This window comes from Pseudomonas sp. MYb118 (assembly GCF_040947875.1).
Classification (GTDB): domain Bacteria; phylum Pseudomonadota; class Gammaproteobacteria; order Pseudomonadales; family Pseudomonadaceae; genus Aquipseudomonas.
The window spans coordinates 2,200,908-2,214,395 of record NZ_JBFRXN010000002.1 but is presented as its reverse complement, the minus strand read 5'-3'; the positions used below and the strand labels follow the sequence as shown (position 1 = coordinate 2,214,395).

8 protein-coding genes are annotated in these 13,488 nt (G+C 62.3%); 3 read left to right on the top strand and 5 right to left on the bottom strand.

Features of this window, described 5'->3' with window-relative positions; translation table 11 throughout:
- Window positions 1-65: 65 nt before the first annotated feature.
- From ABVN20_RS16065 to putP, 3 genes are all read right to left on the bottom strand, one after another.
- Entirely contained in the window at window positions 66-800 is a 735-nt protein-coding gene (locus tag ABVN20_RS16065) for a DUF4123 domain-containing protein (RefSeq protein WP_368556690.1), read from the bottom strand.
- Window positions 790-2,706: a type VI secretion system tip protein VgrG gene (locus ABVN20_RS16060; protein WP_368556689.1), complete on the bottom strand. Its 1,917-nt coding sequence runs from the start codon at window positions 2,704-2,706 to the stop codon at window positions 790-792. Before ABVN20_RS16060 ends, ABVN20_RS16065 begins: the two co-directional genes overlap by 11 nt.
- Before the next feature lie 235 nt (window positions 2,707-2,941).
- Entirely contained in the window at window positions 2,942-4,420 is a 1,479-nt protein-coding gene (gene putP, locus ABVN20_RS16055; protein ID WP_368556688.1) for a sodium/proline symporter PutP, read from the bottom strand.
- Window positions 4,421-4,881: 461 nt separating this feature from the next.
- Between putP and putA the strand changes: the two genes are divergently transcribed.
- Together putA and ABVN20_RS16045 are read left to right on the top strand one after the other, a co-directional pair.
- Window positions 4,882-8,835 (top strand): trifunctional transcriptional regulator/proline dehydrogenase/L-glutamate gamma-semialdehyde dehydrogenase, encoded by a 3,954-nt coding sequence (gene putA, locus ABVN20_RS16050; protein ID WP_368556687.1) that lies wholly within the window; start codon window positions 4,882-4,884, stop codon window positions 8,833-8,835.
- Between the two features lie 237 nt (window positions 8,836-9,072).
- Window positions 9,073-10,875 carry an acyl-CoA dehydrogenase gene (locus tag ABVN20_RS16045; protein WP_368556686.1) on the top strand — a complete coding sequence of 601 codons (1,803 nt, stop codon included), beginning with the start codon at window positions 9,073-9,075 and terminating at the stop codon, window positions 10,873-10,875.
- Window positions 10,876-11,007: 132 nt separating this feature from the next.
- Here ABVN20_RS16045 and ABVN20_RS16040 read toward each other — a convergent pair whose 3' ends face one another.
- Both ABVN20_RS16040 and ABVN20_RS16035 read right to left on the bottom strand, forming a co-directional pair.
- Window positions 11,008-11,310, bottom strand: coding sequence for a cell division protein ZapA (locus ABVN20_RS16040; RefSeq protein WP_368556685.1), 303 nt, complete (start codon window positions 11,308-11,310; stop codon window positions 11,008-11,010).
- On the bottom strand, window positions 11,307-11,537 hold the full coding sequence (locus tag ABVN20_RS16035) for a hypothetical protein (protein WP_368556684.1): 231 nt from the start codon (window positions 11,535-11,537) through the stop codon (window positions 11,307-11,309). The genes ABVN20_RS16040 and ABVN20_RS16035 overlap by 4 nt, the downstream gene beginning before the upstream one ends.
- A 275-nt stretch (window positions 11,538-11,812) precedes the next feature.
- On the opposite strand from ABVN20_RS16035, the gene ABVN20_RS16030 reads away from it, so the two are divergent.
- The gene (locus ABVN20_RS16030) at window positions 11,813-13,438 is read left to right on the top strand and encodes a methyl-accepting chemotaxis protein (protein WP_368556683.1); all 1,626 of its coding nucleotides are present in this window, start codon (window positions 11,813-11,815) and stop codon (window positions 13,436-13,438) included.
- Window positions 13,439-13,488 lie beyond the last annotated feature (50 nt).

Below are 13,488 nucleotides of genomic sequence, written 5' to 3'. Positions count from 1 at the left end.
TAACGATAACGATGGCTGCCTGAAGCACTGCGGTGCCGGAGCCACCATCGCGAGCAAGCTCGCTCCTACAGAGGGGTGAGTTCGGTCTTGAGGTATTGCACCAAGGCCATAGGCGACGGCTCCGGGGCCTCAAGGAAAACAGACACCTTGCGCTGCAGAACGCTGTCGGAGAAGGCTTCGAACAGATCGGGGTGGTGCTCGCTCAGCCAATTGAGCAGGTTGCTCACCTGCGTCACCGTCGAATGCCCGGCAAGTTGATCCAGCAGCGCTTCGGGCACTTGCCACCATGGGAAATCCCGCGACGCCCCCAGCACGGGCGCATGGATCTCGAACGATTGACCGTTGATCAGGCAACGCCGTGCAAATGGCAGCAACCGCGTGGCATCGACCTGCGGACACTGAAGGATCGGCTGCAGAAAACGCCCGTCCCAGAAGCGGAAAAATACCGCACTACCATCGGGCAATCGCACCTGCGTCAGGCCGCGCAGGTGTTCGACCAGCAGGTCCGGCGGCGCGGCTGAAACCACCAGCCATCCCCAGTCGCAGGCCTCGGTCGTCGCGACCCACTGCAAAAACTCGCTGCCGACAGCAACGATGGCGACGTAAGGCATCACCGCTTCCCATTCGGCGTAAACGGTGTCGGCCCAGATCGGTGCTGCCGGGTGCTCCGGGCTGGAGCTGCGCCAGGCTTGCAACGGTTCGGCGTCGCTGGCGTTGGCGAGAATCACGAACAACCGCTCGTCCGATTTCAGCGGCTGCCGGGTCAGCCAATCATGGGGAGACAGGCGCTCAGGCTGCACAGGCACCTCCCTTGCAGCGTTCACATTCCTCACAGAAGGGTGCGGCGCTTTTCAGGCTCAGTACCTGCGCGGCACTCAGCGGCGCCAGTACGCGCTGCACGGGCGAAGCGCCGATTGCCGGCATCGGCGCCCCACCCACCTGAATCGGTACGCTGCTGAAGATCCCGGCCGGGCCGATGTTGATCCAGTGCCCACCCGCCTGAATCGTCGCGCTTGCCCCACCATCAATCACCACTTGCTGCGCGGCACCGACATGGAATTGCCCGCTGGCCTTGACCGTCTGACTGGCGACCCGGATGTGCCGGTCGCCGTGAACCTGCAGCTCATCGTTTGCCCCGATAACCGTGCGGCGCTGACCGTCGGCCTGGACGTGCAGATCGTTCAGCACATGCTGAGTCCAGTTTCGCTGGGCGCGCAGGTAGATTTCCTCGGCACCGGCACGGTCCTCGATGCGGATTTCGTTGCTGCCACGACCACCCGGACTGCTTTGGCTGCGGAAAATGCTGCGAGTGCTGTCAGCGGGCAGCCCCAGGGGTGGCCGATTGGAACCATTGGCCACACAGCCCATGACCACCGGCTTGTCGACATCGCCATCGACGAACCCCACCAGCACTTCCATGCCAACCCTGGGCGTCAGGACGATGCCATAGCCGTCATGGGCCCACCCCGTCGCAACGCGCAACCAGCAACTGGTATGCCCGTCGCGCTGCCCTTCTCGATCCCAGGCGAGCTGGACCTTGACCCGCCCATACTCGTCGCAATGGATGTCGCTGCCGGATGGACCGGTGACGACCGCCGATTGATAACCAGCGACCAGCGGCTTGGCCAGCGCTGGCGCGCGAAAGAACACATCCCACGGCGTCGCCAGAAAAGTATTGCGGTAGCCCTGGAAGTCGTCCGCCTCGACACCGCCGGCCAACTCTTCCAGCACTTGCACCTGACGCCCGTGGTGCTCGATGCTCGTGACCAGCCACAGATCGTTCCAGGCCTGGCGCGGATGCTCGGTCAGTTGCAGGAAATGCCCGCTGACCAGGCAGGCCTCATCACTGATCCCTTGGGCCTGGCGGTAATCCACGTTGTGCCGCTCCAGGGTTCGTCGTGCCAGGTCATTGCCCTGTTCGCGATCAGTGAACCGCCCTGGAAAACCATAGCTTTCCAGCACCGGCACCTGCTGGTTGTCGATGCGGCTTTCAAGTTGCAGGCGTGGCTTGTGGAAGTCGTAATCGCGCAAGGTGACCGCCGTCGTACGGGTTTCCAGGCGCACGCTGAAACGCTTGATCGCCGGCCTTTGCGCAACCATCCCGCTACCGGGGTGGTAGGGCGTCGGCGAAGGCAAACGCGGGAAGAACGTCTGGCCGTCGGCAAACACCAGCAGATGTCCGCCGGGGCTGTGCTGAAAATGGTAGTGAATGCCGACTTCTGCGCACAGTCGCTGAATGAACGCGAGGTCACTTTCCGCGTATTGCACGCAATACTCGCGAACGGCGTAATCACTGCCGAGCTGGAACGCGAAGGCATCGCTCAGGATGCCGTGATCCTCGAGGATCTGCGTGATGATCGCCGGCACGCTTTTATGCTGGAAGATCCGCTGATTGGTCCGCTGGTCGAGGTAAGCCAGGCGCGGGACCAGGCTGATCTGATAGCGCGTCAGGCGCCCCGTGCTATCCCCCTGGCCCACGCGAAAAATCTGACCATGCACACCGCTGCCTTGTGCATCGAACTGTAGAAACGCCTGACGGTGCAGCAGGCTTTCCAGTTCAATGTCCGGCCTTGCGCTGACCAGCTCCAGGTCGAAACGGAAAGGCTGGCTGATAGCGTCCTTGCCGGTGAACTCGAGCACCTTGAGATCATGCCGGCTGCCATCCACGGTCAGCGTGAAACGCGATTGATCAGCGAGAGCGAACATCCGATGTGTCTCTGCAAAATGAAAGCGACCGATTCTGCATGAGCAGGTACGGCGATTCGTGCTGAGACAGGAAAAACAGATCGGTCCGTATTTTTTAGAGATTTTTCCTTCAAGACTCGACAGGACAAACTACAGACAACCCTAAAAAATGCCTTCACAAAAAAAACGGCCCGCCTCCAATCAGGAAGCGGGCCGTTTGTTGTTCAGCGAAAGGTCGGAGCCGCCGCTCCCCCTGTCACTTGTTCAGGCGGTAATCAGCCTCGGCAGCTGCGAAACGCTGGAGCATGCCGTGAGTCGGCGCGCCCAGCTTGCTGACGATGTAGATCGCCAGGCTGGCGAAGATGAAGCCCGGGATGATTTCGTACAGGCCCAGCAGCTCGAAGTGCTTCCACACGATCACGGTGATCGCACCGACCAGGATGCCGGCCAGTGCGCCGTTGCGGGTCATGTCTTTCCAGATTACCGAAATCAGCACCACCGGACCGAAGGCGGCACCGAAGCCGGCCCAGGCGTAGCTCACCAGGCCCAGTACGCGGTTTTCCGGGTTGGCGGCCATGGCGATGGCCACCAGTGCAACCAGCAGCACCATGGCACGACCGACCCAGACCAGTTCCAGCTGGGAAGCCGATTTACGCAGGAAAGTCTTGTAGAAGTCTTCGGTCAGGGCGCTCGAGCACACCAGCAACTGGCAGCTCAGGGTGCTCATCACGGCAGCCAGGATGGCCGACAGCAGCACACCGGCAAGCCATGGGTTGAACAGGATCTTGGCCAGCTCGATGAACACGCGCTCGTGGTTCTCGGTCACGGGACCAGCCACATCAGGGTTGGCCGAGAAGTAGGCGATACCGAAGAAGCCCACGGCTACGGTGCCACCCAGGCACAGGATCATCCAGGTCATGGAGATGCGGCGGGCGTTGGCGATCGACTTGACCGAATCCGCCGCCATGAAACGCGCGAGGATGTGCGGCTGGCCGAAGTAGCCCAGGCCCCAGCCCATCAGCGAGATGATGCCGATGAAGGTGGTGTTGCGCAGCATGTCGAAGTTGCTTGGGTTTTGCGCTTCGATGGCCAGGAAGGTGGTGTCGACGCCACCGGTGGCCAGCAGCACGATGATCGGCGTCAGCAGCAGCGCGAAGATCATCAGCGTGGCCTGTACGGTGTCCGTCCAGCTGACCGCCAGGAAACCACCGACGAAGGTGTAGGCAATGGTCGCCGCAGCGCCGGCCCACAGCGCCGTCTCGTAGGACATGCCGAAGGTGCTTTCGAACAGACGGGCACCGGCCACGATGCCGGAGGCGCAGTAGATGGTGAAGAACACCAGGATCACGATGGCAGAGATGATCCGCAGCAGGCCGCTCTTGTCTTCGAAACGGCTGGAGAAGTAGTCCGGCAGGGTCAGCGCATCGCCGTTGTGCTCGGTCTGCACGCGCAGACGGCCGGCCACGAACAGCCAGTTGAGGTAAGCGCCGACGATCAGGCCGATGGCGATCCAGCTTTCGGACAGGCCGGACATGTAGATGGCGCCCGGCAGGCCCATCAGCAACCAGCCGCTCATGTCGGAGGCACCGGCAGACAGGGCCGTGACGACGCTACCGAGGCTGCGGCCGCCCAGAATGTAATCGGAAAGGTTGTTGGTGGAGCGATAGGCCATGAAGCCGATCAGTACCATTGCTGCGATGTAGATCACGAACGTGATCAGGGTTGGATTGCTCATTAAGTGACGCCCTGGCTTTGTTTTTATGTAGCAGCGGCGAGTGAACCGCGCGCAAACGATGACGTTTGACAGACGATTCGGGATGCCGTGCATTTATGACTGATGTTTCCCCAGGAAAGCCATCAGCCGGTACACCTGCCCTTCAACAGGTTGCACCTTGGGGCCCGAATCCTATGCAACAAAGCAAATAAGGTGCAACCCATTTCTTGAGAATTAGTTGCACCTAGTCGGATTACCTTCGTAAACAGCGGTTTTTGCTCCTTTTTGGCTCAGTGACAACACTTTGCTAGAAGTAAAAGCACCAAGCAGGAGCGGGACTTTCGTCCCAAAATCCATTTCCTGACGAGTTGCGCCGCCTTCCAGCAAAAAAAGGGTTGCACCCGGTTGCACCTGTTTCGGCGCACGGCTAATCTTGCGGCCAGCTGATGCCACGCCGTCGTGGCAAACATGAGGATAAAAACATGGCTACCACCACCCTTGGCGTCAAACTTGACGACCCGACCCGCGAGCGCCTGAAGGCCGCCGCGACCTCGATTGATCGCACTCCGCACTGGCTGATCAAGCAGGCAATTTTCAATTACCTGGAAAAACTCGAGGGTGGTGCAACCCTGACCGAGCTGAACGGCCTGGCCGCGGCAACCACGGACGACGCCGGCGAGCTGAATGTCGACCACGCTCACCAGTGCTTCCTCGAATTCGCTGAAAGCATCCTGCCGCAATCGGTGCTGCGTGCCTCGATCACCGCCGCCTACCGCCGCCCCGAGCCGGAAGTGGTACCGATGCTGATCGAGCAGGCTCGCCTGCCGGCACCGATGGCCGACGCCACCAACAAGCTGGCGGCCTCGATTGCCGAAAAACTGCGCAACCAGAAAAGCGCCGGCGGCCGTGCTGGGATCGTTCAGGGCCTGTTGCAGGAATTTTCCCTGTCGTCCCAGGAAGGCGTCGCCCTGATGTGCCTGGCCGAAGCGCTGTTGCGCATCCCGGACAAAGGCACCCGTGACGCGCTGATCCGCGACAAGATCAGCACCGGCAACTGGCAGCCACACCTGGGCAACAGCCCGTCGCTGTTCGTCAACGCCGCCACCTGGGGCCTGTTGCTGACCGGCAAGCTGGTCTCCACGCACAACGAAGCCGGCCTGACTTCGTCGCTGAGCCGCATCATCGGCAAGAGCGGCGAGCCGATGATCCGCAAGGGCGTCGACATGGCCATGCGCCTGATGGGCGAGCAGTTCGTCACTGGCGAAACCATCGCCGAAGCCCTGGCCAACGCCAGCAAGTTCGAATCCAAGGGTTTCCGTTACTCCTACGACATGCTGGGTGAGGCCGCCCTCACCGAGCATGATGCGCAGAAGTACCTGGCCTCGTACGAACAAGCCATTCACTCGATCGGCAAGGCGTCTCACGGTCGTGGGATTTATGAAGGCCCGGGCATTTCCATCAAGCTGTCCGCCCTGCACCCGCGCTACAGCCGCGCCCAGTACGAGCGCGTGATGGATGAGCTGTACCCGCGCCTGCTGTCGCTGACCCTGCTGGCCAAGCAGTACGACATCGGCCTGAACATCGACGCCGAGGAAGCCGACCGCCTCGAACTGTCGCTGGATCTGCTCGAGCGCCTGTGCTTCGAACCGCAACTGACCGGCTGGAACGGTATCGGCTTCGTTATCCAGGCGTACCAGAAGCGTTGCCCGTATGTGATCGACTATGTGATCGACCTGGCTCGCCGCAGCCGTCATCGCCTGATGATCCGCCTGGTGAAAGGTGCGTACTGGGACAGCGAAATCAAGCGCGCCCAGGTCGAAGGCCTGGAAGGCTACCCGGTCTACACCCGCAAGGTGTACACCGACGTGTCCTACATCGCCTGCGCACGCAAACTGCTGTCGGTGCCGGAAGTCATCTACCCGCAGTTCGCCACGCACAACGCCCACACCCTGTCGGCCATTTATCACATCGCCGGTCAAAACTATTACCCGGGCCAGTACGAGTTCCAATGCCTGCACGGCATGGGTGAACCGCTGTACGAACAAGTGGTAGGCAAGGTTTCCGAAGGCAAGCTGAACCGTCCGTGCCGCGTGTACGCTCCGGTTGGTACCCACGAAACCCTGCTGGCTTACCTGGTGCGTCGCCTGCTGGAAAACGGCGCGAACACCTCGTTCGTCAACCGTATCGCCGACCAGTCGATTTCGATCCAGGAACTGGTGGCCGATCCGGTCGCCAGCATCGAGAAAATGGCCACGGCCGAAGGCGGCTTCGGCCTGCCGCACCCGCGCATTCCGCTGCCGCGTGACCTGTATGGCGCCGAACGCGCCAACTCCGCCGGCATCGACATGGCCAACGAACATCGCCTGGCGTCGCTGTCCTGCGCCTTGCTGGCCACCGCCCACAACAACTGGAAAGCCGCGCCGATGCTCGGTTGCGCGTCCAGCACCGAAGCCCCTGCACCGGTCCTCAACCCGTCGGATCTGCGTGACGTGGTCGGCCATGTGCAGGAAGCCACCGTCGAAGACGTCGACAACGCCATCCAGTGCGCCCTCAACGCCGCGCCGATCTGGCAGGCCACCCCGCCGGCCGAACGCGCCGCGATCCTGGAACGCGCCGCCGACCTGATGGAAGCCGAGATCCAGCCGCTGATGGGCCTTCTGGCCCGCGAAGCCGGCAAGACCTACGCCAACGCCATCGCCGAAGTGCGTGAAGCCGTGGACTTCCTGCGTTACTACGCGGTGCAGGCCCGCAACGATTTCAGCAACGACGCCCACCGCCCGCTGGGCCCGGTGGTGTGCATCAGCCCGTGGAACTTCCCGCTGGCGATCTTCAGCGGCCAGGTGGCTGCCGCCCTCGCCGCCGGTAACCCGGTCCTGGCCAAGCCCGCCGAGCAAACCCCGCTGGTGGCGGCCCAGGCCGTACGCCTGCTGCTCGAAGCCGGTATTCCTGAAGGCGTGCTGCAACTGCTGCCGGGCCGCGGCGAAACCGTGGGTGCCGGCCTGGTCGGCGACGAGCGCGTCAAGGGCGTGATGTTCACCGGTTCCACCGAAGTGGCGCGCCTGCTGCAACGCAACATCGCCGGTCGCCTGGACAACCAGGGCCGTCCGATTCCGCTGATCGCCGAAACCGGTGGCCAAAACGCGATGATCGTCGACTCCTCGGCACTGACTGAACAAGTGGTAATCGACGTCGTGTCCTCGGCATTCGACAGCGCCGGCCAGCGTTGCTCGGCACTGCGCGTGCTGTGCTTGCAGGAAGATTCCGCCGACCGCGTCATCGAAATGCTCAAGGGCGCGATGGCTGAAAGCCGTCTCGGCAACCCGGAGCGCCTGAGCGTGGACATCGGCCCGGTGATCGACGCCGAAGCCAAGGCTGGCATCGAGAAGCACATCCAGGCCATGCGTGACAAAGGTCGCAACGTCTACCAGGTTGCCATCGCCGATGCCGAGGAAGTCAAGCGCGGCACCTTCGTGATGCCAACGCTGATCGAACTGGAAAGCTTCGACGAACTGCAACGGGAGATCTTCGGCCCGGTGCTGCACGTGGTTCGCTACAAGCGCAAGGACATCGACCAGTTGATCGGCCAGATCAACGCATCCGGCTACGGCCTGACACTGGGCGTGCATACCCGCATCGACGAGACCATCGCCAAGGTGATCGACACCGTCAATGCCGGTAACGTCTACGTCAACCGCAATATCGTCGGTGCCGTGGTCGGCGTGCAGCCGTTCGGTGGCGAAGGCCTGTCGGGCACCGGCCCGAAAGCCGGTGGTCCGCTGTACCTGTACCGCCTGCTGTCGACCCGTCCTGCCGATGCGATTGAGCAATCCTTCGCTCGCGGTGATGCCATTGCCGCACCGGATGTTCGCCTGCGCGATGCCATGAGCCAGCCGCTGACCGCCCTCAAGGCCTGGGCCGACAGCCAGCAGCTCACTGACCTGAGCGCCCTGTGCACGCAGTTCGCCGGCCAGTCGCAAAGCGGCATCACCCGCGTCCTGGCCGGCCCGACCGGCGAGCGCAACAGCTATGCGATCCTGCCGCGCGAGCACGTGCTGTGCCTGGCGGACATCGAAGGCGACCTGTTGACCCAACTGGCCGCCGTGCTGGCGGTGGGCGGTTCGGCGGTATGGCCGGAAACCGACGTGAGCAAGGCACTGTTCGCAAGCCTACCGAAGGACATTCAGGCGCGCATCAAGCGCGTGGCCGACTGGCACAAGGACGAAGTGGTGTTCGATGCCGTCCTGCATCATGGCCATTCCGACCAGTTGCGTGCGGTCTGCCAGCAGGTGGCCAAGCGTGCCGGCGCCATCGTCGGCGTGCAGGGTCTGTCCCAGGGCGAGTCCAACATTGCCCTGGAACGCCTGGTGATCGAGCGGGCGTTGAGCGTCAACACCGCGGCGGCGGGTGGTAATGCCAGCTTGATGACCATCGGTTAATCCAGGAAAGCCGGGCACTTACCCCCTGTGGGAGCGAGCCTGCTCGCGATAGCGGTCTACCAGTCAACAACCCTGTTGAATGGAAGATCGTCATCGCGAGCAGGCTCGCTCCCACAGTTGTTTTTGTAACACCTGCAAAGTGGGTGCAGGGCTCCAACATCACGCCAATCAATCATCCTATACCTCCCCCATTCCCCCACCTTAGACTCGGCCCATTCCAAAAAAAGGTAGGCCGCCATGTCCGAGACGTTGCTCAGTTCCCGCAATCTGGCTTTCGAGCTGTATGAAGTCCTCGACGCCGAAGGCCTGACCCAGCGTGAGCGTTTCGCCGAGCACAACCGCGAAACCTTCGATGCCGCCCTCGGCACTGCCCGCAACATCGCCGAGAAGTTCTTCGCCCCGCACAACCGCAAGGGCGACGAGAACGAGCCTCGCTACGAGGACGGCCAGGCGATTCTGATTCCGGAAGTCAAACCGGCGGTGGATGCGTTCCTCGAAGCCGGCTTCCTCAATGCCGCACGCAGCTTCGAGGCCGGTGGCATGCAGTTGCCGACGCTGTTGTCGCAGGCCTGCTTCGCCCACTTCCAGTCGGCCAACGCGGCATCGACCTCGTACCCGTTCCTGACCATGGGCGCGGCGAACCTGATCGAGAGTTTCGGCACCGACGAGCAGAAGCGGCGCTTCCTGCAACCGATGATCGACGGCCGCTTCTTCGGCACCATGGCGTTGACCGAGCCCCATGCCGGCTCTTCGCTGTCGGATATTCGTACACGCGCCGAACCTGCGCCTGACGGCACCTATCGCCTCAAGGGCAACAAGATCTTCATCTCCGGCGGCGATCACCCGCTGTCGGAAAACATCGTGCATATGGTGCTGGCCAAGTTGCCGGATGCACCGGCCGGGGTGAAGGGCATCTCGCTGTTCATCGTGCCCAAGTTCCTGGTCAACGATGACGGCAGCCTCGGCCCGCGCAACGACGTGCTGCTGGCCGGGTTGTTCCACAAGATGGGCTGGCGCGGCACCACGTCCACGGCGCTGAACTTCGGCGATAACGGCGAGTGTGTCGGCTATCTGGTGGGCAAGCCGCACCACGGCCTGAGCTACATGTTCCAGATGATGAACGAGGCGCGGATCGGCGTCGGTATGGGTGCGGTGATGCTCGGCTATGCCGGCTACCTGTACTCGCTGGAATACGCCCGCGAACGCCCGCAGGGCCGGGTGCCGGACAGCAAGGACCCGACCACCGCGCCGGTGGCGATCATCGCCCACGCCGACGTCAAGCGCATGCTGCTGACGCAAAAGGCCTACGTCGAAGGCTCGTTCGACCTGGGCTTGTATGCCGCGCGGCTGTTCGATGACACCACCACGCTGGAAACCGAGGCCGAGCGCAAGCAGGCCCATGAGCTGCTGGACCTGCTGACCCCGATCGTCAAATCCTGGCCGTCGGAGTTCTGTCTCAAGGCCAACGAGCTGGCGATCCAGATCCTTGGCGGCCACGGCTACACCCGCGAGTACCCGGTGGAGCAGTACTACCGCGACAACCGCCTGAACCCGATCCACGAAGGCACCCACGGCATCCAGTCACTGGACCTGCTCGGACGCAAACTGGCGCAGAACGGTGGTGCCGGGCTCAAGCAACTGATCCGCCTGATCGCCGACACAGCCGAGCGGGCACAGGCCTTCGAATCGCTGACGCCACTGCGTGAACCGCTGGAGAAGCTGGTGGCACGACTGCAAGGCGTGACCATCGGCCTGCTGACGGACCTCGCCCAGGGCAAGGTCAACAGCAGCCTGGCGAATTCGGCGCTGTACCTGAAAGTGTTCGGGCATACGGTGATCGGCTGGCGCTGGCTGGAGCAGGCCATCCGCGCCGAACAGGGCCTGGCCAAGGGCAATGCGGCGGATGTGAGCTTCTATAAAGGCAAGCTGCAGGCGGCGCGCTACTTCCTGACCTGGGAAGTACCGGGTTGCCACCATGAGCTGGCGATTCTTGAGGCTCGGGACGATGTTTGCCTGAACATGCAGGATGAGTGGTTCTGATCCGGGTTTTGTAGCGCGGCTGAAATCCTATCGCGGGCAAGCCCGCTCCTACAGGGGGTTCGGGAAACCTGTGGGAGCGGGCTTGCTCCGGGCGGCGATCCGACGATGGCGTCAGCACAGCCAACGCCTGACTCAACCCTGATTGATCGTCTTGGCGATCACTTCAACCGTGGCGCTGACTTGCTCTTGGTAACGGTCGAGTTCCAGCTTGTGCCGCTTCTGCATTTCGATCTGTTGCGAGCACAGATTCATCGCGGCCAGCACCAGCAGCCGGTCACCGATCAGCGTCGGGTACTTGCGCTTGGTCTCGGCCAGGGCCGCCTTGAGCATCATCGCCGCATCGAGCAGGGTCTGTTCTTCCCCGGCCGGTGCCTTGATCGAATAGTCCTCCCCCAGGATCGAGACGACTTTCACCCCCGCGCCAGCGACACTCATGCGCTGACCGGACCGGCGCTGACACGTTCAACCAGGGCCTGGATGCGAGCGGCAGTGGCACCGTGTTTCTCTTCCTGCTCCATCAGGTTCAGTTGCAGGCTTTCGTTTTCATCCTTGAGCCCGGCCAGTTCCGCGCTCAGGGCCTGATTGGTGCCAAGCAGGCTCTGATTCTGTTGCACGAGGTCGCTGACCAGTTGTTCCAATTGGCTGAGGGATGCTTCCAACATTTTGATTTTCCAGGCATTTTCAAAGGGCGCGTACGATAAAGAAAAGTCACCACGGATGCCAGGGCTGCAACGGCGCAAGCCCTTGATTTTCCTGGCGGGTGCCTTCCTCGGCGAACCCTAGAGACTCTGATTGGCGGATCTGGTTCCTGCACTTCGTCGCCACGGATGATCTGCAATATAAAGGTGCCACCCTCAAGACTTTAGTCGTATGACCGATAAGTCACGCAGACCTCAGTTTCAGCGCCGCACGGGCGCGCTCATTTTCGGTACCCACCATGTCCCTTCGTAATACGAATATCGCCCCGCGGGCGTTCCTCAGCTTTGCCCTGATTGGCGGTTTGATGATGATCCTCGGCGTGTTCGCCTTGAATCAGATGAGCAAGATTCGCGGCGCCGCCGAGGACATTGCCAGCAACAGCGTGCCCAGCATCAAGGCGCTCGACGAGTTCACCCAACTGACCCTGCGCCTGCGCGTGCTCTCCTACCGCCTGCTGGTGAACCGCGAGGCGGACGTCCAGCAGAAGACCATGGACCTGCTGGACATGCGCAACCAACAGATCCGCACCGCCCAGGCCATTTACGAAAAACTGATCGCCAGCCCGCAAGAGCGCGCCGCCTACGATCAATACGTGCAGCTGCTGGGGCAATACCGCCAGATCGAAGACCGGATGAAGACCCTGTCGCGCAGCAATCAGGTCGATGACCTGCGCAACCTGCTCAACACTGACCTGTTGAGCAACTCCGAGGCCATCAACACCGTGCTGGCCAAGCTGCTGGAGATCAACACCCAGCAAACCCTCGACACCAACCAGCAATCCGCCGACCAGTACGATACGGCGTTCAATCTGGTCGTGCTCCTGCTGGTCATCGCGACCGCCCTGACCTTCCTGTTTGCCTGGTTGCTGACCAACAGCATCACCAAGCCCATCGCCAACGCCCTGAGCGCCGCCGAAACGATCGCCGAGGGCAACCTGACGCGCCCGATCACCGTCGATGGCCAGGACGAAGCCGGCCGCCTGCTGGCCGCCATGGCCAAGATGCAGGACAAGCTGCGCGACACCCTGCAACGTATTTCCGGTTCGGCCACGCAACTGGCGTCCGCCGCCGAAGAGCTCAACAGCGTCACCGACGAGAGCGCCCGTGGCCTGACTCAGCAGAACAACGAAATCGAACAGGCCGCCACTGCCGTCAACGAGATGACCAGTGCCGTGGAAGAAGTGGCCCGCAACGCGGTGAGCACCTCCGAAGCGTCGAAGAACGCCACCACGTCGGCGGGTGACGGCCGTGATCTGGTGCAGGAAACCGTCAGCGCCATTGAGCGCATGAGCACCGACGTACAGAGCACCGCCACCCTGATTGGCGAGCTGGCCAACGAATCCCGCGACATCGGCAAGGTGCTGGATGTGATCCGTGGCCTGGCGGACCAGACCAACCTGCTGGCCCTGAACGCCGCCATCGAAGCGGCCCGTGCCGGTGAAGCCGGTCGCGGCTTTGCCGTGGTGGCCGATGAAGTGCGCGCGCTGGCTCATCGCACCCAGCAGTCGACCAGCGAAATCGAACGCATGATCGGCAGCATCCAAAACGGCACCGAACAGGCCGTGGACTCGATGCGCAACAGCACCGAGCGCGCCGAGTCGACCTTGAACATCGCCCGCGGCGCCGGCCTGTCGCTGGACACCATCAATAGCGCCATCGTCGAGATCAACGAACGCAACCTGGTCATCGCCAGCGCCGCCGAAGAACAGGCGCAGGTGGCCCGTGAAGTGGATCGCAACCTGGTGAACATTCGTGACCTGTCGGTGCAATCGGCCACCGGCGCCAACCAGACCAGTGCGGCCAGCAACGAGCTGTCGCGCCTGGCGGTGGATCTGAATACGATGGTGGGGCGGTTCAGCCTTTAACCATTCGGCCTGACGTTTGATCGTTCCCATGCTCAGCGTGGGAATGCCTC

Bases quoted from the DNA above. Each gene is read 5' to 3' on its own strand.
- ABVN20_RS16035 (WP_368556684.1), bottom strand. From the start codon at position 11,537: ATGTTGGAAGCATCCCTCAGCCAATTGGAACAACTGGTCAGCGACCTC.
- putA (WP_368556687.1), top strand. From the start codon at position 4,882: ATGGCTACCACCACCCTTGGCGTCAAACTTGACGACCCGACCCGCGAG.
- ABVN20_RS16040 (WP_368556685.1), bottom strand. From the start codon at position 11,310: ATGAGTGTCGCTGGCGCGGGGGTGAAAGTCGTCTCGATCCTGGGGGAG.
- ABVN20_RS16030 (WP_368556683.1), top strand. From the start codon at position 11,813: ATGTCCCTTCGTAATACGAATATCGCCCCGCGGGCGTTCCTCAGCTTT.
- ABVN20_RS16060 (WP_368556689.1), bottom strand. From the start codon at position 2,706: ATGTTCGCTCTCGCTGATCAATCGCGTTTCACGCTGACCGTGGATGGC.
- ABVN20_RS16045 (WP_368556686.1), top strand. From the start codon at position 9,073: ATGTCCGAGACGTTGCTCAGTTCCCGCAATCTGGCTTTCGAGCTGTAT.
- putP (WP_368556688.1), bottom strand. From the start codon at position 4,420: ATGAGCAATCCAACCCTGATCACGTTCGTGATCTACATCGCAGCAATG.